The organism is Arcicella sp. GW822-FHT02H01, assembly GCF_058802005.1.
Map to the genome: position 1 here is coordinate 744579 of NZ_JBXANT010000001.1, position 24034 is coordinate 768612.

17 protein-coding genes are annotated in these 24034 nt (G+C 36.8%); 4 read left to right on the forward strand and 13 right to left on the reverse strand.

All coding sequences use genetic code 11. The features are described from left to right. Positions 1-11: 11 nt before the first annotated feature. The 9 genes from AC1RNE_RS03190 to AC1RNE_RS03230 form a co-directional block, all read right to left on the reverse strand. Entirely contained in the window at positions 12-752 is a 741-nt protein-coding gene (locus AC1RNE_RS03190) for a glycosyltransferase family 2 protein (RefSeq protein ID WP_492799595.1), read from the reverse strand. A gap of 163 nt (positions 753-915) precedes the next feature. Further along, complete coding sequence (locus tag AC1RNE_RS03195; RefSeq protein ID WP_492799596.1) at positions 916-2037, reverse strand: acyltransferase family protein; 1122 nt, start codon at positions 2035-2037, stop codon at positions 916-918. A 54-nt stretch (positions 2038-2091) separates the two neighbouring features. After that, positions 2092-3003: a transketolase family protein gene (locus AC1RNE_RS03200; RefSeq protein ID WP_492799597.1), complete on the reverse strand. Its 912-nt coding sequence runs from the start codon at positions 3001-3003 to the stop codon at positions 2092-2094. Positions 3004-3034: 31 nt separating this feature from the next. Next, the gene (locus AC1RNE_RS03205) at positions 3035-5020 is read right to left on the reverse strand and encodes an NAD-dependent epimerase/dehydratase family protein (protein ID WP_492799598.1); all 1986 of its coding nucleotides are present in this window, start codon (positions 5018-5020) and stop codon (positions 3035-3037) included. A 76-nt stretch (positions 5021-5096) separates the two neighbouring features. Continuing rightward, entirely contained in the window at positions 5097-5924 is an 828-nt protein-coding gene (locus AC1RNE_RS03210; RefSeq protein ID WP_492799599.1) for a transketolase, read from the reverse strand. 104 nt (positions 5925-6028) lie between these two features. Further along, a complete protein-coding gene (locus tag AC1RNE_RS03215; RefSeq protein ID WP_492799600.1) occupies positions 6029-8050 on the reverse strand; it encodes an OmpA family protein in 2022 nt (673 codons plus the stop codon). 177 nt (positions 8051-8227) lie between these two features. Next, positions 8228-10240, reverse strand: a complete 2013-nt coding sequence (locus AC1RNE_RS03220) for an OmpA family protein (protein ID WP_492799601.1) — start codon at positions 10238-10240, stop codon at positions 8228-8230. A gap of 103 nt (positions 10241-10343) precedes the next feature. Beyond that, positions 10344-11000 (reverse strand): ribulose-phosphate 3-epimerase, encoded by a 657-nt coding sequence (rpe, locus tag AC1RNE_RS03225; RefSeq protein ID WP_492799602.1) that lies wholly within the window; start codon positions 10998-11000, stop codon positions 10344-10346. A 3-nt stretch (positions 11001-11003) separates the two neighbouring features. After that, positions 11004-12776: a glycosyltransferase family 39 protein gene (locus AC1RNE_RS03230; protein WP_492799603.1), complete on the reverse strand. Its 1773-nt coding sequence runs from the start codon at positions 12774-12776 to the stop codon at positions 11004-11006. Positions 12777-12964: 188 nt separating this feature from the next. Here AC1RNE_RS03230 and ligA point away from each other — a divergent pair, with 188 nt between their 5' ends. The 4 genes from ligA (at position 12965) to AC1RNE_RS03250 (ending at position 16877) form a co-directional block, all read left to right on the forward strand. Further along, positions 12965-14974 (forward strand): NAD-dependent DNA ligase LigA, encoded by a 2010-nt coding sequence (gene ligA / locus AC1RNE_RS03235; RefSeq protein WP_492799604.1) that lies wholly within the window; start codon positions 12965-12967, stop codon positions 14972-14974. Between the two features lie 194 nt (positions 14975-15168). After that, positions 15169-16050 carry a 4-hydroxy-tetrahydrodipicolinate synthase gene (gene dapA, locus AC1RNE_RS03240; RefSeq protein WP_492799605.1) on the forward strand — a complete coding sequence of 294 codons (882 nt, stop codon included), beginning with the start codon at positions 15169-15171 and terminating at the stop codon, positions 16048-16050. A 55-nt stretch (positions 16051-16105) separates the two neighbouring features. Further along, complete coding sequence (locus tag AC1RNE_RS03245) at positions 16106-16408, forward strand: Dabb family protein (RefSeq protein WP_492799606.1); 303 nt, start codon at positions 16106-16108, stop codon at positions 16406-16408. After that, a complete protein-coding gene (locus tag AC1RNE_RS03250; protein WP_492799607.1) occupies positions 16389-16877 on the forward strand; it encodes a hypothetical protein in 489 nt (162 codons plus the stop codon). Before AC1RNE_RS03245 ends, AC1RNE_RS03250 begins: the two co-directional genes overlap by 20 nt. 83 nt (positions 16878-16960) lie before the next feature. On the opposite strand, the gene AC1RNE_RS03255 is transcribed toward AC1RNE_RS03250, so the two are convergent. The 4 genes from AC1RNE_RS03255 to AC1RNE_RS03270 all read right to left on the reverse strand — a co-directional run bounded on the left by AC1RNE_RS03255 (position 16961) and on the right by AC1RNE_RS03270 (position 23874). Next, positions 16961-17614, reverse strand: a complete 654-nt coding sequence (locus AC1RNE_RS03255) for a GDSL-type esterase/lipase family protein (RefSeq protein WP_492799608.1) — start codon at positions 17612-17614, stop codon at positions 16961-16963. 50 nt (positions 17615-17664) lie between these two features. Then, on the reverse strand, positions 17665-19107 hold the full coding sequence (locus AC1RNE_RS03260; protein ID WP_492799609.1) for a glycoside hydrolase family 30 protein: 1443 nt from the start codon (positions 19105-19107) through the stop codon (positions 17665-17667). Between the two features lie 121 nt (positions 19108-19228). Then, a complete protein-coding gene (locus AC1RNE_RS03265) occupies positions 19229-20737 on the reverse strand; it encodes a RagB/SusD family nutrient uptake outer membrane protein (protein ID WP_492799610.1) in 1509 nt (502 codons plus the stop codon). 17 nt (positions 20738-20754) lie between these two features. Further along, a complete protein-coding gene (locus AC1RNE_RS03270) occupies positions 20755-23874 on the reverse strand; it encodes a SusC/RagA family TonB-linked outer membrane protein (protein WP_492799611.1) in 3120 nt (1039 codons plus the stop codon). Between the last annotated feature and the right edge of the window lie 160 nt (positions 23875-24034).

Genomic DNA, 24034 nt, shown 5'->3' on the forward strand with positions numbered 1-24034 from the left:
TCCTGTTGGTTCTATTTTAAGTTTTTGATATTATTATTTAAAGTAAGCCTGAAATTCAATAATTCATTGAATGATTGCCAGCACACTTTTAACAGCTTCATTTTTCGGATGGATACCTCACCCGTAGCTCTTTCTTTATGCACTATCGGAATATTGAATAATTCTTGTCCAGCCTTTTTTGCCATAATTGCCAGAAAAATATTCGGAGCAAAAGGGACAGGATTAGGCAATTGAGACAGTAATTTCTTGAGGAAATCACCCTTGATTAATCTAAAAGGAATATTAGAGTCCATGATAAAAGTACCATACACTACAAACATACTATATCTTAAGATACGGGTGATGAATAATCTGAAAGGGTCGTCGTGTCTTACTTGTCTATGCCCTAAGATAAAAGCAGATTGATGACGTTTTTCCCAAAGTAATTTTAAATCTTGAGGAATGAATTGGTCGTCCGAATCAGTTTGGAATACATATTCGGCTTCTAATTCAACAGCTTTGCGATAGGCATGCACTACTGCATTACCATGTCCTCCATTTTTTTGATGAACAACAATAAGTTTAGGATATAGTGGTAGCAATCCATCTAAAATTGCACCAGTATTATCTTTTGAACCGTCATTTACCACGATAAGCCTAGTTTCTTCTAACGCAAATTCACTATCTAAAAGATCCGACCAGATTTTAACTACTTCAGCCATACAATCTTGTTCATTGTAGGCAGGCATGACGATGGCTAATTTGATACTCATTCAGTATTTCGGTAAAAATAGATTTAATAAATTGATTTATAAAAGCAAAAAAAGCATAGGATTGAAAATTAGGGCTAGCGTTCAAACTACAAAAATATCGAAACATCGGTACAAAACCGATTTTAGTACAATACTTTATCGTTAACAACTTGATTTTTTGTACTTAATAGGTAAAATATTTCTTTAAATGGTTAATGGGCTTCTCAATAATGAACCAAGATAATGTTGCAATAAAAACTGTTATTCCTAAAAAATATAGGAATTCAAAACCTATATTGAGGGTAAACAATGGAAAAATTCTTTGAATTTTGTGAAGCCCTCTCAACACAATACTTGTCTGAGGAGTATGATAAAAGTTGTAAACAAAGTTGTGGTATAAATAAATACCATAACTTATACGTCCTAAGTATTGTATGACAGGATGTTCAAAAAACCATTTCAAAAAGCCTTTATATTCAGCAATTGCTTTGGCAATCAGGAAAAAACAGAAAGTTGCTCCCAAAAAACGTTCTGCTACTAACTTCCCAAAATTCTCTACCTCGCCTGTTGCCTTTTGTTGAAAGATGATTAATCCTACACAGATAGCATATGCAATAAAACTAAGTACGATAAACTTAGTATTGGCTAATTTATCATACACTTCATTCTTTTTGAACGTAAAATAGTATGCCATCAATCCTCCCAAACCAAAACAATCAAGGGCAGTAGGCATCAGCACATATTGCACTAACCAAGGTGTTCCATTGAAGTACAGCCATAACCGAATGGCAATAGAGATAACAATCATTACTATCAATAATTTCAGGTAATGACGCGTCGGTAGAAAAAGTATCAGATAAGGAAACACAAGATAATACTGCTCTTCTACTGCCAACGACCACAGGTGGTCTATCGTACCCATCCAATGTTGATTGATAGCAATATATAAATTGGTGCTGTAAGTCAGGCACCAAACCAACGTTTCACGAACTGGGGGAATATTAAAATAATATAAAGCAAAGATTGACAGAAAATAAATAGGGAAAATTCTGATGCTCCGTCTAATGATAAATTGTTTTACAGAAAACCAATGGCTTCGTCCTGTTCGGTCGTCTTTTAATTTACTTTGTATTAAAATTCTGGTAATCAAAAACCCACTTAACACAAAAAACATCGTTACACCAAGATGCCCTAAAGGAAGGGGATTTCTTTCTGCCATCCAATGGTCAACCAAAACCAACATAACTGCCAAAAAACGAATACCATCGAGTTGAGAAAAATATGTTTCTTTTTTTATTTCTGACATATTAAGTAAGAGTTCTGACTTGTGAGTGACCACTCACCTTCAAGCATCATGCAATTAAGCTAATAGTAATCTAAGCTTTTCAGCAATATTTTTTTCGTCTAATCCAGATTGAGCCTGATGGAAACCTTGGTCTCCATAAATGCCATCAGGGTATCCTTCTGCTCGTAAGCTAATAAATTTGTTCAATGAAATGCCTTTTTCTAACAACTGAATCGAAAGCTGTTGTGCTAATCCGCCAATACTTACGTGTTCTTCCACCACAAGTACATTTTTGGCTTCTTGTAGGATGTTAAAAGCTTCTGTATCTATCTTTAAGGGTAATTGATAGGCCGTAAATAGGTTAAACTTATCTTTGAAGTCCTCGTTTTGCAACACCTTGATGACATTCCCCACTATTGGTCCTAATGCAACAATACTAGCCTTAGCATTGTTTGGCTTTGTCAATAATTTTATTGAATCAAAGTTTTTTTCAAGTGAAGGCGTCTGTTTTCCAGCACCTAAACGTAGATAAGCAGGGCGACCTTCAGAAATAATCTGATTTACAAAAGGCTCTACTTCGTCTGAAAATGCAGGAATCCAACATTTTACGTTCTGCAAGCTACTTAGTCCTGCCAAATCTTCAATCGCATGGTGGCTACTTCCCATTATTCCGTAGCCATATCCTCCACCATTACCTACTAAAAATACGGGTAAATTATGCAAGCAAACATCGTTTCTAAATTGCTCCCAACAACGGTATACTACAAAAGGAGCGATTGAATAACAAAAAACCTTGAAGCCTTTGTAAGCCATTCCCGCTGCCAGACCAACCATATTTTGTTCGGCTACTCCAGCATTGATAAAACGTTTGCCCATCGTTTTTTGTAGGTTTTCTAAAGCATTATACCCCAAATCACCTGTAATAAACACCACTTTCTCGTCCTCGAGGGCTATCTTTTCTATGGCATCTGAAAATTCTCTTCTCATTATAGATAAAGCAATTTGTTCAATTGCTTAATTATTTTCTTTGTTCTTCTACTAGTCTCTTTATTTCTTCTGAAGTATTGTACCTTTTTACCCCTTTGCGCACACGAGTTCTGATGAATTTTGGTCTTTTCTTGGTCTCTTCAAAAATCTTAGCAATGTATTCTCCTAAAAAACTTATGCCAAGCAGGTTGATTCCTCCGAAAAACATTACTAAAACAATCACTGTAGAAATACCTGAGGGAGTATCTGGAAAGAATATATATTTTGCTAATATCTGCCAAATAATCCCTAAGATAGATAGCAAAGTCATGATTACTCCTCCATAAGACATGATTTCTAATGGCACAAAACTAAAAGAGAAAATCGCTTTTTTGGCCCACCAGATATTCTTACGCCAGTTGTTGGTGGATACACCAAACATTCTTTCAGGACGAATATAATCGACCCCTATTTGCTTGAAACCTACCCATGCCCTTAAACCTCTTAGGAATTGTTCGGTTTCAGGCAAGTTGACCAATTCTTTTACCACTTTACGGTCAATCATTGAAAAATCGCCTGCATCATTTGGAATATTGATGTAAGACATATTTTTAAAGATTCTGTAGAAGGTCTTATAAAAGAAATGTAACCAATCTGGCATTTCACGCTGTACCCTTACACCATAGGTTACTTCATACCCTTTAGTCCATTTTTCATAAAAATTCGGAATTACCTCAGGAGGGTCTTGCAAATCGCCATCCATTAGTACTACAGCATCACCTGTTGATATTTCCATACCCGACAAAAACGCAGCCTGTGAACCAAAGTTTCTTGAATGCGTAATACCTATTACATTAGGGTCTTTATTACAGATTCCCTCCAATACTTCTTCAGTATTATCAGGCGAACAGTCGTTTACAAAGATTATCTCATAGCGAACCTTCATTTCATTAAAGGTTTTCACCAATCGCTCATACATAAATGGGATAGCCTCCGCATCTCTATAACAAGCGATAATTGCTGTAATGACAGGGTTCAAATACGGGTTTTGAAAGGCTGGTAATACTCTTTCTTCGTATTTGATAATCTCTTGCCATTCAAAGTATTTACGTAAACCAACATTTAAAGGCGTTTTGGCTGTCCAGCCTAAATCATTTTCGGCTTCCGTAGGGTCGCCATACCACTCTGCTAAATCCCACTGGCGTTTTTCCATGCTTCCCCATGATGGCTCTTCAAGGATGTCAAACTCTTTTCTTGAGATTTCAACTAAATCTCCAATAGTTGTTTTGATACTACTAGCAATATTATATGATTTGCCTCTGATATCAGCAGACATTTTCAAGGCTCCGTCTAGGAAAGCCTCCAAACAGTCTGTGATATAAACAAAGTCTCTAGAAATTTCTGGTGAAACGAAATTAGGGAGTTTTCCAAACCTGATTTGTTCAATCAATTTTGGCACGAGTCTATCGGGCTCTTCCCAATCTCCATAAATAGAGTATAGCCTTAAATTGATAGCATTTTTCTGAAAAACATTCGCATAAAACTGAATAGCATACGCCGCAGAAATTTTTGATACAGAATAATGGCTGTTGGGTTCTAAAGCGTCACTTTCTTTGGGTGCGGTACAATTAAAGCCATATTCCGAGCTACTCCCCGCATGAATATAAACCATATCGGAGGTTAAATTTTCTAATAAATTAACCGTACCAATTACGTTGGTTTCGTAGGTAAGCCCTACATTATTTTGTTTAGAGTAAGCCCCGTAAGCAGCTAAATTGAATATTGTTCTAGGTTTATAGATATTAAATACTTCTTGAATAGAATAATTAGAAACAATATCACAATGAACGATATTTGCTGCTGGTACATTTAATAACTTCAAACGCCAAGCTTTCTGTGCACCGTGTGTTAAGGCATAACAGTCATTTCTAAGTTTAAAAATTTCGTTGAATAGATTGGCTCCAATAAATCCACTTGCACCATAAACAAAAATTGGTCCTTTAAGGGCTAAAATTTTTTCTTTTACCGAGTAGGTCATTTATTAATAATTTTCAATTTCCAAGAAATTTCTTTGAAATAATAAGTTTGTATGTATATAGTTGGGTAATATGATACTAATCAAAATACTTGGTTTGAATCTCCTCTTGAGCACTTTGGTATTGCTCAGCATTCATAGGTAAATAATGCCATTCCAATTTGTTTTCCATATACGATACTCCCTTTCCTTTCACTGTATTGGCTATTATCACTTTTGGAAGTCCATTTTTACGATTCTTTAAATAATCAATCTGTTGGTAAAGCATTTCAACATCATGCCCGTCGCAATCTATGACATCAAAACCTATAGACTTCCATTTTTCAGCATCCGCCGAAACACCTAAGACAGCATTGGTATTACCAAAACCCTGTAGCCCATTTTTGTCAATCATTACGATTAGATTATCCAACTGATTGGCCACAGCATAATGTCCTGCTTCCCATGTTGTGCCTTCGTTTGTTTCACCATCCGACATCAACACATAAGTAAAGTCATTGTTTTCTAATATCTTATTCGCTTGCGCTATTCCTGTAGCAATGGGGAAACCATGCCCTAAAGAGCCTGTAGCAAAAGGGATTCCTTTTACTTTATTAGGGGCTGGATGTGCTGGGAGATCAGTACCGTTTTTATAATAACTCTCAAGCTTCTCATCTGAAATATCACCGATTTCATGTAAACAGGCATATAGGGCGGCCGCTGCGTGGCCTTTTGAAAGAATAAATGTTTCATTTTCTTCTTTATGAGACATTAATGACGCAATCATTAAGTCTATACAAGAAAGCGAACAACCAATATGACCAGCATTCGCATTGAAATACATTTTTAAAATTTTCAGCCTAAGACTCCCCTGCATTTTCTTGAAGTCTTGTAATAATTCAACGCTATTATTGATGATAGTTGTCATTAGAACCCTTTGAGTATTTAGCTGTATAAACTTTAATCTAAAAAAAAATCAGACGAAGTTTACACAAAAATAGCTGGTTTTTTAAGCATACCCAAAGAAATACATTATTTCTTGGTTATCGTAAATTCTACTCTCCTATTTAAACGACGCCGTTCTTCGGTAGCATTACTAGCAATTGGGTGCGTTTGCCCCCATCCTTTCGTCGTAATTCTATTGGCTGAAATTCCCTTGCTAGTGATATATTTCTTTACCTCTGCCACCCTGCTTTCTGATAATTGTAAATTTAATTGAAAGTCACCTTGATTATCGGTATGCCCTTCAAATAGCACTTCTAAGGTCGGTATCTCTATCATTGCCTGAACTATTTTATCTAATTCTTTCATGGCCGAAGGTAATAGTTTTGCCTCTCCTTGTTCAAATGTGAGGCTATTCAAGACTCCTTTGTTTCCCACTTCCAAAGGCAATAAATACAAGTCTTTTTTGATTTCTTGGTATGAACTCGCTTTTGTCAAATCTATTGTTTCATTAATGGCTAAATAGCCCCTTGCATTCGGTATAAAATCTATTATTTCATTCAAAGGCAATACAAATTTGAAGTTTCCATTGGCTGGCTCATATACTTTCTCTTCTTTTTTAAGCAGTTTATTCCTTGGAATCATCGTAATGCTAGCCCTCACAGGCTGTTTGTCGGTACTCGTCAACACCCTGCCCGTGAATAGTGCCACGGGGTCTGGCTGTACTGTTTTAGGTAGGGTTAATTTAAAAATATCTTCCTTATTATTCCCATTAAATGAACATACATAAGCATATTCGCCTGATGCAGGCAAGGTAAAATACCCATCCCAGTAAGTGGTGTTCACGCCAGCACCCAGATTTTCGGGTTCTGTCCAGTTTGTCCAAGTATCATCCAATCGCTTACTTTTAAAAATATCGTTATCGCCATATCCCGGTAAGCCACGTGTAGAAAAATACAAGGTCTTGGTATCTGCGGCAATAAAGGGCGTCATTTCATGTTCGATGCTGTTTATCTTTTTTCCTAAGCTTTTTGGTTCAGTCCAAGTATTATCAATTTTCTTGAAAGAAACATACAAATCTCTTTTTCCGACTGTATTCTTTCGTTGAATAGACATCACCATGATTCTTCCATCGGATGATACCGTAAATTCAGCATTGGGACTTTGGTTGTAGAAATTATCTATTTTTACCTCCTCAGGAAAAGCCCAACCTTCAGCCGTTTTCAACGAACGAGATATTCCAGAAGAAAGCTTTCCATTTTCATGGTATTTATTCATCAACAAAATTTCTGTGCCATCTGTAGAAATAGCCAAAATGGCATTTTTGTCTTTTGTATTAATCGGCAAGCCTATATTCTGTGCTTTTGTCCATTTCTCATTTTTATCTATATTACTAAAATATACATCTTGATCTTTTGGTTTACCAAACAAGCTGACATAGTTTCTGGTAAAATAGAGGGTTTTGCCATCACTTGAAATCACAGGAGCAAATTCTTGATGTCTTGAATTCACCCCTTTGCCAAGGTTAGTCCTCACTATCTCCTTGGGAGCATCCTCCGCAATGTTAATTTTCACCTGAATGGGCTTAGCAGATTCAGAAATACCAATGGCATCTAATTGAGGTTGGTCGTTAATGTCTTTACTGTCTACAAATACACTGATGGCATGCACTTTAAAAGAAGTTTTCTCAGGCAAAAAAATATCAAAAATCTGTCCTTTTTCATGCACTCCAGTCGTACTATTCTGTACATACAATAAGTGTTCTTTCATCAAAGAATCAAAGCCAATTATTTTTGAAATGGGTGCGTCTCCAAAACTCCTTGCAATACATATTTGCTGAATGGCCATCAATGTATCAAAACTTACTTTGATATATTCCTGACCTACCTGTGGTTTTTTGGCAGGTTGCCATGCTAAGCCACTAGCCACAAACTGTGGCAAAACATTGGGTTTGCCTAATACTTGAATAGCCTTATTAGCAGAAGGCTGAAAAGGGATAGTATTCTCTGATGAAAACGCCAATACTTTACTAGCCCAAAACACTTGCTGGGCATTAATACTGAATGAAAAAGAATATAAAAACAAAAATATGGTCAAACCTTTACCTCTCATGAAAACCTTATTTATTCTCTTCCAAAAACAAAAACAATTTCAATTTGTTAAAATAATATAGCAATATAAAACACTTTTGAGCAAAAAAGGCTTTTTAAAACCATTGTAAAGAATAAAATCTCTTTTCATTAGCAATTACTAATGAAAAGAGATTTTATTCAACTGTGTAGAGATTTCTTAGTTCTTAACAATCATAAACTCTACTCTTCTATTAAATTTCCTTTTTTCTTCTGAATTATTACTTGCTACTGGACGAGTAGAGCCGTACCCTTGTGTCTGGATGCGTTTCATATCTACGCCTTTGTTAGCCAAGTATTTTTTTACTTCATCTACCCTTTGTTTGGATAACGTTAGGTTGGCATTCCAATCACCTTGGTTGTCAGTATGCCCTTCCAGCATGATTTCCATCGTAGGGTTTTCTTTCATTACTACTACTATTCTATCAAGTTCAGGATATGAGTTAGGCAAAATATCGAATTTACTCTGTTCAAAAAATACACTATTCAGCGTCATTCTTTGTCCAGCTTCAATTGGTAATAAGAAAATATTCTTTTTTATTTCTTTAAATGTATTCTCCTTTGAAAAATCTAATATTTCAGAGAATGGCATAAATCCTTTTTTGGAAGCAGAAATAGAGTACGTTTTTTTGGCAGGTAACATCAATTTATAGTCGCCCGTTTGTGGGTCGAAAGAAACACAAATAGTATCTGCATCGGTCAACGACTGAACCTTTATCTTCGCATCAATGAGTTTTCTATCTGCAAAATTATACACGCCACCCGTTAATTGAATAACGGTTTCGGGCTTAATTGACTCAGGCACTTTAAATTTAAAAATATCTTCATCGCCAATAGAATTTTCTTGAGAGCTATAATAGGCGTAATCTCCTAAGGCAGAAACGGAAAAATATCCATCCCATTCAGGGGTATTAATCCCAGCACCTAAATTTTCTGGCTCCGACCATTTCAGCCAAGTGTCATCCAAACGGCGTGTCACAAAAATATCACTGCTTCCATAACCACTTAATCCTCTTGTTGAATAATATAGCGTTTTGCCATCGGCAGCAATAAAAGGTGTGCCTTCGTCTTCGGCAGTATTAATTACTTTTCCTGCATTAACTGGCTCAGACCAAGTGCCATCTGGTTGTTGAAACGACAAATAGATGTCTTTCCCTCCATTGGTTTCTTTGAATTGTCCTGTTAGAATCAAGACCCTACCATTGGGCGAAAAGCTATATTCAGCGTAATCAGATTTATTATTAAAGTTTTTAATAGCCAAGGCCTTTGGGAAATCCCAACCTCTATCATTTTTGGTAGACATTGATACACCTTTCAACATTGAACCATCCTTTAAGTAAACATTATTCAATAGAATGGTTTTTCCATCAGGCGAAATGGCACAAATAGCATTGTGCTCGGTATTATTGATTGGAGCAGCCATCGGACGAGCCATACTCCATTTTCTATCGTTCTGTAGTTCTGAATACCAAATGTCTTGGTTTTTATCTTTCCCTAGGTTTTCGGGATGTTCCCATCGGGTATAATAAAGTGTTTTGCCATCGGGCGAAATCACAGGGGCAATTTCACGATAAGCTGAATTGATATTACTGCCCAGATTTTCTTTGAGAACGGCTGCGGGTAAATTTTTAGCCACATTCACCACTGCCCTAATGGGGGTAGTTGCTTGTGAAATACCAATCGCATCTATTTGAGTCCACCCTTTTGTGCGGGTAGTATTCAGCACTACTTTAATGCTTCTGACTTTATAAGGAGTAGGTTTTGACAGTACCAAATTCAGCATTTTACCAATTTCATTAGTTGGTGAGCTTCTATTAGTCCATAAAGTTTTTAGGATATCAAACTCATCAAAAGCTTCCACACGAATAATACTTCCCTGTCCATAATTCTCAGCTATAGCCACTTGCTGAATGGGCATAAGGGTATCAAAACTTACAATCAGGAACTCTTCTTGGGTATTATTTTGCGTGAGAGGTTGCCAAGCACAGGCAGAAATGCCTACTTGAGGCAATTTGCTTGGCTTTCCTAAAGCTTGTATAGCACGATTCTCTTTAGTAGTTTTTGCATCTGAATACTCAGAAGAAAAAGCAACTACTTTACTAGCCCAAAAGGTTTTTTGGGCAGTAGCAATAAAGGAAATGAGAAAGAATAATAACAAAAAGAATATTCTCATTATCAATGGTTTAATAAAGCGATTATGATTTTAACTGATAAATTTAAACGAAAATTGTTTTTTATTATTACTCTTTCTAAAATTTCCACTTTAAACCAACCTATTATTTGATTTTTTTAAGATTAGCTATCGTTTGCAGTGGGTCTTGCGCACCAAAAACATAGCTACCTGCCACTAGCGCATCGGCTCCTGCCGCTACCAATTTTTGTCCCGTTTCTTGATTTACACCTCCGTCAATTTCAATGATAGTTTTTAAGCCTTTTTCTTCAATCATTCTACGAAGTTTACGTACTTTATCGTAGGTAGCTTCAATAAATTTTTGACCACCATAACCAGGATTTACCGACATCAACAGTACCATTTCGCAGTCTGGCAAGATTTCTTCTAATACTGATATTGGGGTCGCAGGGTTCAATACGACACCAGCCAAGCATCCTAAATCTTTGATTTGCTGAATAGTACGATGCAAATGAGTACAGGCTTCATAATGAACAGTGATATTTGCAGCACCTAATCGTTTGAATTCAGCCAGATAACGCTCTGGTTTTTCAATCATCAAATGTACGTCCAGTGGCTTGGTAGCATGGCGATTAATGGCTTCGATAACGGGCATTCCAAAAGAAATGTTCGGCACAAAGTGTCCGTCCATTACATCAACGTGAAACCAATCAGCCTCAGAGGCATTTATCATTTCAATATCTCTCTGGAGATTTGCAAAGTCTGCTGCAAGCAACGAAGGGGCAATTAAAATATTATTCATGCATTAATAGCGGTACGTTTTTTCTTTTAAATCAAAAATTTCAATCAAACGTCCGTCTTTTTTCTTTAAGATTATTTTATTTCGTTCTTTAGTATTAATTTTTTGGATGTATTCCGCCTCTTTTGGCAAATACATATTCACATATTGAGCATCAGCGTTAGACTGTCCTTCTACTTTTCCAATGGTATCAGCCACATACACTGTTTCGATAAAAGAGGGATAAAAAATGGTATCTCCTGTTTGATAACGTTCTTCTAACGATTTTGCTATCACAGGATAAGGATTTTTATCTCTGGCTACTACTCTATAATTATATTTAATAGATACATCGTTCAGTAAATCTTTGATGGTTTGACCCACAAAAAATAAATGTGATAACAGCACTACGCCAATAAAAATATTCAAGGGCTTTAAACGCCATTTTACTTGTGAAAGTGCTATGCCTACAAATATAATGGTATAAGGAAACGAGAAACCCGAATAACGCTGGGTTAGTCCAAAAGTATGTCCATTCTTAAATGAAACAAGCACTAAAAAGATGCTTGGGAAAAAGCCCAAAATTGCTAAAAACACCAATAGTTGCTTAGAATATCCTTCTGTTTTATTATTCAAATTATAAAAGAACAGGTATGCTATTATAATACAATTGATGAGTTCTAAATATTGAAACTTTGCAATGGTATACACAAAAAACGAAACGATGTTTGCAATAATAACAAACCATAACCATTTTTTGTCTCCACTCAAGGTGAATTTTCTGATTGAAAATATCGAAAAGCCAGCAATCAGAATAGCTATCAATATATTTTTGAAACCCACAAGTTTGCTCGTCAAACCATTGCTAATAATGAACAAATCTGTAAAAATGGGTAATGCTTTCTTAAATACGTTCTTGGGCGTAGCAGGGTCAATCGTTCCTGCATGTGGATTAGGCACTAATCTGGCTTCTTGATAATATACTTTCGCCTGATAGGCGAGTGTTCTAAACGTGTAATCGCCTCCGCCGTAGGTAATCCAATAACCAAAAAGGGCAAAGCCAATTAATAAACTCAAGGGCAAGAAAAGCCATGGCTTTAGTCTCCTAACATAGATTAACACATACAATCCATGCGCTATAAAAACAGTAGCCGTGAGGAAATGAGATAATAAACAAATGCCTGATAGTAAACCATAAAACAGGTATAACTTAACAGGGCTTACTCCTTTTTCTTCCCGTTGAATAATCTTCAAGAAAATGTGTGTAGCCAATAAAGTAAAGAAAAAACTCATTGAGTAGTTTCGTGCTTGCTGACTGGTAGCAATAAAAAAGGGTTCTATTGCCATCAAAGCGGCACAAATCAATGCTAAGGCAGTTTGCTTAAAATGCTCCTTTACAAAAAAAGCTAATAATAATATGGTGGCTAGTCCCCACACTACCGAAAGAAAGCGAATTGAGAAATCGCTCAATCCAAAAAGCTTTGTCCACTGATGCAACACGACATAATAGGCAGGGCTATTGCCAATATCACTTCGTCTGTTGGCTTCAAAGTAATCTTGTATGGTTTTTTCTACCCAAAATTCTTTGGGCGTAAAAGTGGTTTTTCCGGGTGTTGCAAAACAGTTTTTTTGTGTGCTTCCTTCTATCGCTATTCCCTGACTTACTAATAGCGAGGCTTTTTCATCAAAAAAAATTCCGTGTTTATCAAGATTTATTACTCGTAAAACTAATGCAGTCGAAAGAATACTAATAAGAATAAATAGTTGAACAATAGTAAACGATTTAGAAGTATTTGTCATCAGAAGAGTAAATTTATTAATTTCTTGAAATCTTCATGGCAAAATTACCACTTATTCTACTCAGACACAAAGACAAAAGCAAAAAGCCTTGGAAACATTGATGAACAAAAAAGATAATTTTAGTTCGAAAATTTAAAATAACTTATATTTTGGCGGTAAATTCGATAAATTTTTAAAAGCTTATTTGAATGAACCCACAGGAAGAAATCAACCAATTGACAGACAGGTTGAATGAACTGAACTATCGATATTACGTCACTGCCGATTCAGAAGTATCTGATTTTGAATTTGATAAACTTCTTGAAAAATTACAGTCTTTAGAAAAAGCGTTTCCTGATTTTGTTCGTAACGACTCTCCTACTCACCGTGTGGGTGGAGCTATTTCTAAAGAATTTGAAGCAGTAACTCACCGTTTCCCGATGCTTTCATTGGGCAATACCTATAATGAGGGAGAACTGATTGATTTTGATGAAAGAGTAAAAAAAGGTCTCGACAACGAGCCTTATGAATATATTTGTGAATTGAAATTTGATGGCGTGGCGCTTTCTGTTTGGTATGAAAATGGCAAATTAGTGAGAGGTGTTACTCGTGGAGACGGTGTAAGAGGCGACGATATTACTTCAAATATCAAAACCCTTCGGACTTTACCCCTTAGCGTAAAGGCTGAAAATATGCCTGCTGTTTTTGAGGTACGAGGCGAAGGTTTTATGCCTTTAACATCTTTTGAATCGTTGAACAAAGAACGAGAGGATATTGGCGAAGCCCTTTTAGCGAACCCAAGAAATGCGGCCTCTGGGACGTTTAAAATGCAAGATTCTTCAGTAGTAGCCAAAAGAAAAATGGATTGCTATCTCTATCAATTTTTGGCGTATGACGAAGTTTTTAAAAGCCATGAAGAAAGTCTGCATTGGATGACAAGTGCAGGATTCAATGTTTCACCTACATGGAAAAAATGCAGTAATATTCAAGAAGTGTTTGCCTTTATAGAACGTTGGGATAAAGCACGCTTTGATTTACCACTCAATACAGATGGGATTGTTATTAAAATAAACTCTTTTGCTCAACGAGAAATATTAGGCTACACGGCTAAATCTCCAAGATGGGCAATTGCTTATAAATACAAATCAGAGTCGGCTTCGACAACGTTAGAATCCGTAAGTTATCAGGTTGGTAGAACTGGAAATGTTACGCCAGTTGCTAATTTAAAGCCTGTATTATTGGCAGGGACAGTGGTAAAACGTGCGAGTATTCATAATGCAAATGAAATAGAGCGACTAGATTTACACATTAGCGATACCCTCTTTGTAGAAAAAGGCGGAGAAATTATTCCTAAAATTACAGGTGTTGATGTTAGTAAAAGAGCTTTGGATTTTGAGAAAGTACAGTTTCCTACTACTTGCCCAGAATGCGGTACGCCGTTAGTGAGAAAAGACGGAGAGGCTAATCATTATTGCCCGAATGAAAAAGGTTGCCCTCCGCAAATTAAAGGGAAGATAGAGCATTTTATTCAACGGAAGGCCTTGAATATTGAAAACTTAGGAACTGAATCTATCGATTTGTTTTATCAGAAAGGCATCATCAAAAGTCCAGCCGATTTATATGATTTAACGAAAGAAGATTTAGCCAATTTAGATGGTTTCAAGGAAAAATCTATTAATAATATTCTTTCGGGTGTTGAAAAATCAAAGGAAATTCCTTTTAAACAAGTATTATTTGGTATCGGCATCCGCTTTGTGGGTGCGACAGTGGCGGAAAAGTTGGCAGTGTATTTTAATAACATAGACGCTATTGCTAAGGCTAGTTATGAAGAGCTTTTGCAAGTTCCTGAGATTGGCGACAGAATCGCCCAAAGTGTGGTAGCATTCTTCCAAGACGAGGATAATCAGCGGTATATTGCGCGTTTACAAGCCGCAGGTTTACAATTTATCCATGAAACTACCGAAATTGTTGTGGAAGGGAACAGTTTAGAAGGAAAAACTTTTGTAATTTCGGGAACTTTTCAACATTTTGAGCGGGATGATTTGAAGATAAAAATTGAAGCAAATGGTGGAAAAGTATTGAGCGGTGTTTCTGGAAAATTGAATTTTCTGGTAGCTGGTTCAGAAGCTGGTCCTTCAAAATTGCAGAAAGCCCAGAAATTGGGTGTTCAAATTATTTCGGAAGATGAGTTTTTAAGTATGCTGGAAGGAAAGCAGTAAGCTATTAGATTTGAGCGATGAGCAATGAGATGTGAGCGATAAGCTATGAGATTTTTTTATTAGCTTTTTTATTAATTGACTATTAATAAATTGTCCTCATTTTCAAATTATCACACTTTCAAATTTTCAAATTACCAGACAGACCAATAATTTTTTTAAATATAGACGATTGTATAATCGTAAAAAATCCAAAAATGAGACCAAAATTCCACGGCGTAGCTCCAGCTTTAGTAACCCCAATGTTTGAAGATGGAAGTATTGATTATGAAGGGTTAAAAAGATTAGTACAACACGTAAGCGACGGTGGTGTAGATTACTTGGTAGTGCAAGGAACCACAGGAGAGTCTGCTACAACAAGCACAAAAGAGAAGATAGCAATATTAGAATTTATCAAGGAACATAATACAAAGAATTTGCCAATCGTGTATGGGCTTGGTGGAAACAATACGCCAGAGGTAATCAAGGCGATTCAAGCTACAGACTTTACTGGTATAGATGCTATCCTTTCGGTATGTCCATATTATAATAAACCAGGGGCTCGTGGAGTGATTGCTCATTATTCGGCTATTGCTGATGCCTCGCCAGTACCAGTGATTATGTATAATATTCCTGGGCGTTCGGGCATCAATATGTCTGCTACTACTACGTTGAAATTAGCAGAACATCCAAACATTATCGGTGTGAAAGAGGCATCTTGTATCATCGAACAATGCATGGAAATTTATAAAGACAAGCCTGAAGACTTTTTATTAATCTCTGGCGACGATGTGCAGGCTGTACCTATTATTGCTTGCGGAGGCGTAGGCGTTATGTCAGTAATTGCGAATGCTATTCCTGCTCAATTCACTACGATGATTCATGCTGCTTTGGATGGTGATTTCGCGACTGCTCGTAAGCTGTTAGGGCATTTCTTAGCGATTGACCCTCTTTTATATGAAGAAGGTAATCCCGTGGGTGTTAAGAAAATCCTTGAATTGAAAGGAATCAGTGGCTCAGATGTTCGTTTGCCATTAATGAAGGCATCTGATGAGCTAGGAGAAAGAATGACTGTTATTTTAGAAAAAGATAATTTATAATTTATTCACTTTTAGGGTTACTAAATCTTATTTTTACTCAAAATTAAAATCACTTATGTTTGTTCACGTAGTAAATTTTTGGTTAAAGAAAGACTTGTCAGAAGCTGACCGTCAAAAATTCGTAGAGGGCGTAAAGTCTCTTGGCAATATCGAAAGTATTAAAACGTTTAGTGTAGGTCCTCCTGCTGCTACAGACCGTCCAGTAATTGACCGTAGTTATGATTTTTGCGAATTAACGGTTTTCGATGATGAAGCAGGACACGACGAATATCAAGTACATCCCCTCCATCTAAAGTTTATAGATGATTGTAAACATCTTTGGGAAAAGGTATTAATTTATGATTCAGAAAGTATCTAAGTGGACTAAGTTAACGCTAGGTTTTGTTTGTTTGACATTTTTATTGACTAATTGTCAGCCAACCAAAACCTTTCAGCCTACTTCTTACTATAGTCCCAACTACCAAAGTGGTGGTTATGACCAACATACAGGTTTAGGCTTCAAAATTCCTGACAAATATGCTATTGACGTATTGCAGGGTGATGAAAAGCCTAAAGAAAACTTTGAAGAAATGGAGAAATTGACCATTTCGGAGGAATTTCCATTGACAGCCAATCAGGAGTACAAAGGAAGAATGCTGAAAAGAGGAAATGATCAACAAGAAAAAGAAGCAATCTTAGCTAGAATGGTGGCACAAGCCCAAGACTTAGGCGCTAGCGGACTGATGAATGTAAACTATAAAGTATTTTCAACAGCTACTACGTCTGGTTATATTTTAAGCGGTACGGCTTTTAAATATGTGTTGAAAAGGAATGTTAGAGAGAATTAACTTTTTTTAAGAAAATAATTTCAAAGGCTTTCTATTAGCCGTTGACTTAAGTCAACGGCTAATAGAAAGCCTCAAATACCACTCTACTTATACTGCTTTCGCAAAAACTTTCGGGTTTCCTCCGCCCAAATTTCATATCCTTTTGCATTCATGTGCAGTTTGTCTGCTACAAAAATATCGGTCATCAGTTCGCCATTGGGCAAATAAAATGCTTTTTGAATATCTAAGAAATAAACATTTTTGTTCTTCTTACAAAATTGCTTTACTGCTTCATTCAAAGCTTTCTGTTTGTCTAACAGATGCGTTCTTGCCAAACTAGGGCGAGCAGAACAAAAACCGATTTTAGTATTAGGCAATTGTGTTTTTACTTTCTGGACAAACGCTGTAAATTCCCTGAAAATAGCATCTGGACTTTCGCCTGCACTCAAATCATTATCTCCTTCGTAAACCAACACTATTTTCGGTTTGTATTTGGTCACGATTCTCTCCAAGAAAAAGTTTAAATCGCTCATCTGTGACCCACCAAAGCCCCTATTAATTACAGGGAACTCTTTTAAATCTTCTTTGTAGGTAGTCCAAAGGCGAAACGTTGAACTTCCCGCTAAAACGATTTTGCCCATTGGAGGCATATCAATCGAATCTTTTTTCTCAAATGCCTGTATTTCAGACAAATACTTTTGAGAAAAAGTATAAAAACTTATTAATTGAAAAAACGCGATTATTAATATTTTCCTCATTTATTGTCTTCGTTTAAAAACCAATAGGTTTGATTACTCTTTGCATAATCTTACCAAACAATGGTTGCAACAGCACCAGCAGGTAAAGAAACCGTAGCTAGTTTGTCTGATTGTTTAACATTAATATCAACAGCTACTGTTTTGTCATTTTCAATAATCACGACTTTCTTGCCAGTAGGTGTCATAAAAGCCGCATTGGGTAAATTACTGTTAGTAGTACTCTGGATTCTTTTTGAACCAGTAGGTACAAATTTTGAAGCGTGACCTACGATATAATAACTCACATTACGGGTAATGCTTGAGCCAGCAATCGTTAATGCACCTTTGCATTCCGTGCATCCCCCAGGCGTATGTGGCTGAAAACTAGCATCATTCGCCAAATTCCATTCCAAGGCAACCTTACTCCAGTTTTTTACTGAACCAATAATTACATTTTTAATATGCCATTGTAAGTCTCCTGCGAAAGCTCCTTTTGATGATGTCCATTGCTCAGTAAAATACAGGTTTTTATTGGGATGAAGTGTCTGTACTTTTGAAAGCGCACTGATGTCTCCTGCATAGAGGTGAAATGCCGAACCATCGATGTATTGATTAGCATCAATATCGTTTAAGACATTTATTGGGTAATCTGGATTATCACAATTATGGTCCCAAACCACAATTTTAGTTTTAATGTTTTCAGTACGGAAAAGCGGACCTAAATTATTCTTTACAAAATTAGCTTGGTCTGAAGAACTCATTACCATACTCGGATTATTACCTCCATGCTGAGGTTCGTTTTGAAGCGTTAAGGCATCAATCGTTATGCCTTCCTTCTTCATTTCCACAATATATTTCGCTAAATATTTTGCATAAACTTGGTAATACTCTGGTGATAAATTCCCTCCGATTGATTTCCCGTTGGTCTTCATCCAAACTGGTGCCGACCATGGACTTCCCATAATTTTAATAGAAGGATTAATTTTGATAATCTCTTTTAAGATAGGGATAAGATATTCTTTATCAGGTGCCAAGCTGAACTTAGCAAGGCTTTCATCTTTCTCGCCAGTTGCTAAATCGTTATAGCTAAATACTTTTTCGTCTAAGTCAGAAGCACCAACGCTTATTCTTAAATAACTAATGCCGATTGATTTAGCATCCTTGCCAAACAATTCGTTTAATAAATTATTTCTATCAGCGGCATTTAAAAGGCTGATTAATTTCGCACTTCCGCCTGTTAAGGTAAAGCCAAATCCATCAATACTCTGGAACTCCTGCGTAGTATCCACCTCGATGGTTGGATTAGTACTAACACTTTTTAAGAATTGTACATCGTCTTGTTTTTGTAACAAAACAGATTGGTCAGAGGTAGTAAGCCAATAACTCAGTACTGGATTATTTTGTGTTACTGGCGTAGTAATCACAGGTTGTTGGGGCGTAATAGTAGGATTGAGCGATTTGCCATTGCATGCCCAAATCATGAATAAAATAACAGATTGAAAAACAGCGCGCATATTTCTGGGATAATTGTCTGAGACAAGACAAGTGAAGAGATATACTGCCAAATCGATTCTGTAAAACGAATCGACTTGGCAGTGATAATAGTTGGTTAATAAACATTAACCTTGGAAATTATTAGTAATTAGGATTTTGTTTGATTTTAGTATTTTCTAATTCTTTGAAAGGAATTGGAAATACTTCGTTTTTACCAGCCTTGAAACCTCTGCTCGCTAAAACAGTAGCGGCTTTGCCAGTTCTTACTAAATCAAACCAACGGTGTCCTTCGCAAGCAAGTTCTAAGCGACGTTCGTTAGCAATAGCATTTAACGAAACTGGAATAGAAGCCAATCCAACTCTTGCGCGAACAGCATCTAATAATGCTTGAGCTCTTGCACCTGTTCCGCCTAAAGCCTCTGCTTCCATCAAATAGCTATCTGCAAGTCTGATAATATATGAATTTTGTCTAAAGTTCAATTCAACATTCCCTAAACCTGTAGAAACGTCAGATTGCTTTGGCATAAACTTATTGATAAAATAGCCAGTATCCTGATAAGCAGAGATATAACTGATTTGTTTAGCCGCTTTCAAGGCCTTAGCATCCAAAATAGTAGCAGCAAATCTAGGGTCATCTTTCAAAGCATCGTATAAATCTTGTGTGATAGGATTGAATGCCCAACCACCTGAATAATACGCTGGTGCAGTAGAACCCGCTGGACGAGTCAAGGTTCTTGGACCAACCATTTGTACTACGCTATTTCCTTCGTCAGTACCAGCACCCCAATTGCCCCAACCTGCATTACTTGCACTTGTGTGAGCTACCTCTAAAATAGATTCAGTATTGAACTTATTCGCAAAAACCCACAAATCAGCAAAATTACTAAGCAATTTGTATCCATAAGGATTCGTTCCTCCCGGTGTTCCATTAACGATAGCTAATTGTGCGGCTGCTTCCGTCAATTTGTTATCGTACAAATATACTTTTCCCAATAAAGCTTGAGCCGCACCTTTTGTCAATCGTCCAGCATCGGCAGCAGGAACAGTAGTTGGCAATACGGCAATGGCATCATTCAAATCTTTTTCAATTTGCGTATAAACGGCAGCACGGTCAGCCTGAACAACATTGTAGATTTCTGATGAAGGAAGCGGCGTAGTAATAAGTGGAATATTTTTAAACATTCTCACCAAATTGAAATAATACAAGGCTCTTAATGCTTGTGCTTCACCTACGTATCGTGCCTTTAACGACGCATCCATTGGGATAGTAGGTAATTTTGATAGCAAAAAGTTGGCTCTAAAAACGCCTTGATAATAGTCGCTCCAAAAACTAGCTGGGATAGTCGTTGGGCTAAGCGTATAGTTTGAGAAAGTCTGTAAACCTAGTCCGTCTGTAGCACTACCACCCCCTGCTACGTGGTCATCTGAACCAGCATTCAGCATGGTAATCATGTTTTCAAAACCACCAGAGTTTTTTCTCATGACATCATACACTGCCACCAATCCTGCAAATGCTTCAGATTGATTGGTATAATAACTTGCTTCTAAGCTACTCCCTTTCGGAAGTACTTCTAGATAGCTTGAGCTACAAGAAGCAAGTACAGATGTTGCTATTGCGATAAGAGAATATTTGAATTTATTACTTTTCATCTTTGATAATTTTTACATTAAAATTTTAAATTAAGACCAAACTGGATTGAGCGAGCCTGAGGATAATACCCTCTGTCGATACCAAAAACATTGCCTCCAATTTCTGGATCATAACCAGTATATTTTGTAATTGTCAGGAGGTTTTCTGCTGTTAAGAACAATCTTAATTTTTGTGCTCCAATTTTATTAGTAATGCTACTAGGAAGGGTATAACCCAATTGAATAATTTTGAATCTTACGAAATCACCATCTTCTAAATAGAAATCAGAAGGCTTTCCAAAGTTTCCGTTTGTGTCATTATTGGTTAATCTTGGGTAGCTATTAGATGTCCCCTCTCCTGTCCAGCGGTTTAAAACTTGTGTTTGGTAATTAGCATTAAGAATATCTAAGCGACGAAGTCCTTGGAAAACTTTATTTCCGCCTGAAGCTTGCGCAAAAATCATACAATCAAAGCCTTTATAATCCATATTGACAGTTAAGCCGATGGTATATTTAGGTAATCCACTTCCAAGAAATTTCTTATCATCATCATTAATCGTTCCGTTTCCATCCGTATCAACCCATCTGAAATCACCTGGTTTAGCATTAGGCTGAATTACGTTACCTTCTGCATTTTTGTAGGCGCTCACTTCAGCAGCGTTCTGGAATATGCCAGCCGTTTGGAATCCGAAAAATGAATTATATGGTTGACCAACTTGTGTACGGGTAATCGACCCCATTGATTGAAAACCAGCAGCACCCGACGTAATAAATGAAATACCATTTCCTAAGAAAGTAACTTCATTTTTCAAGTAAGAAACATTACCATTGGCAGCAAAATTGAAATCACCAAAGCGTTTTCTATAACCAAGTTCAAGTTCAATACCTTTGTTTTCCATATCAGCCACGTTACCCACAGGGCTACTTGTTGCACCTACATAACCTGGTAAAGTAATGGTTTGCAAAATTCCAGAAGTCTTTTTGCGGTAAACCTCTAATGTCAACGTAAGGTTATTCAATAACGTAGCATCGATACCAATGTTAGTTTGTGCTGTTTCTTCCCATTTCAAATCTGGGTTTGAAGGAGCACTTGGGCTAAAGCCTGTGATAATATCCACTCCGCCTGTTCCATAAGTATAGTTTCTACCACCAACAATAGTAGATAAATAACCAAAGTTTAGAATGGCATCATTACCCGTTACACCATATCCACTTCTGATTTTCAACGTTTTAACGATACCATCTTCTTTCCAGAAATTTTCGTTTGAAACTACCCAACCAGCAGAGAATGATGGGAATATACCGTATTTGTTATTACCTCCAAATCTTGATGAACCGTCTCTACGAATAATACCTGTGAACAAATATTTTTCGTTGAAATCATATGTCAAACGACCAAATAAAGATGTTACACGGTGTTCGGTTCCTGTATACGCACTACCCGTTCTTTGGGCTGCTGGCAATGAAAAGTTAAATGAAGCATCAGGATAAGTATTCACTGGCAAATCAGAATAAGTAATGCTTGTCCCTGTAGTAATATTATCAATATAAAGCCCTTGACCTAACAATACACCGATGTTATGACTGCTAACTTTTTTATTATACATCACTGTATTTTCAACATTCCAGCCTAAGCCATTATTCGTTCCTCGGCTAAAAGTATTCTTTATTGCACCCGAAGTAGCACTTAAATAGTATTTTGGTGTAAAAAAGTCGCCTCCCCAATAAGAAAGTTTTGCACCAATCGTACTTTTAAATTTCAAGTTTGAAACTGGCGTAACTTCAAGAAAAGCATTTCCGACAAAATCATCAGACGAATCAAAATTGCCTAGTCTTACTTGCTGATAAGCAATTGGGTTTGTCATTTCCTGACCTACAATTGAAGATATTCCGTAAGGTCTTCCTTCGCTGTCTCTCAATACTGGGTTCGTCGTATAAATTGTTGAAGCTGCCGCTGTTGGGTCTGTTACAACTAAAGGAGTGATAGGGTCTAAATTGATTGCCGAACTCAAAGGCCCCCCAAATTCACTGTTGGTATTACCTAAACCAACCGTTTTTTGGTGAGAGTATGCCAAAGTTTGACCTATTGAAATATATTTAGATAGCTTATGGTTTGAATTCAGACGAATGTTATCTCTTCTGTATGAAGAAATGTCTTTTAACACAATCCCTTCTTGGCTTTGAGTGCCTGCTGAAAGGAAAAAGCTTGATACGTCATTTCCTCCGCTAATACTCAACTCATGGTTTGAACGCTTAGCGCTGTTGTTAAAAATAGCCGCTTGCCAATCTGTTCCTGTTCCTAATGATGAGGGATTAGGGAAAAGTACACTTCCACCAGCAGCAACAGACTTTTCATTCATAATCAGTCCATATTCCGAAGCATTCAATAATTTCAACTGCTTAGCTGGCTCTGAAGAACCTACAAAACCTGTATAATTCACGCTCAATTTACCCGACTTTCCTCTCTTTGTTGATACCAAGATTACACCTGAGGCTGCTCTAGCACCATAAATTGCCAATGAAGCAGCATCTTTCAATACTTCAATTGATTCAATGTCTGACTGGTTGATAAAACCAATACCGCCATTATCGATAATTACACCATCGATTACCCAAAGAGGGTTGTTTCCTCCGTAAGTATCAAAAGTAGTAAGTCCACGCACACGCACCGTAGAAGCAGAACCTGGCTGACCAGCATTGGCAGCAATCGTTACTCCAGATACACGTCCTTGAAGAGCTGTTTCGATACGTCCGCTTGGAACATTTTCAAGGTCTTTCGCTTTTACGCTAGAAATGGCACCTGTCACAACACTTTTCTTTTGTGTACCATAACCAATCACAACCACCTCATTCAAATCTTTGATGTCTTCTTCTAATTTCACATTCACCAAAGTAGTATTACCCACTGCTTTTTCAAGAGGCTTGTACCCAATAAAGCTAAAAATTAAAATATCATTGGGCGTTGCGTTGATTTGGTATTCTCCTGTTGCATTGGTAGTTGTACCTTTTGTAGAGTTCTTTACCTTGATGGAAACCCCTGATATAGGTACATTTGAATTAGCATCAATTACTTTTCCTCGTATCTCTGTCGACTGCCCAAAGACAGAAAGAGTACACATACTCAGCAATAATAAACATAAGTAGTTTTTAAATTTCATAAACTTTTTAAGATTAAAAATTTGGAATAAAATACCTGTTTTGAACAAACCCGACAGAGCGAATTAATACGTGCTAACGCTTGGGCTATTCAAAAACCGAGAGCAATATTAAAGACGAGCATAGGCATAACTAAAAAAAACGCATACACTTCAATTACGT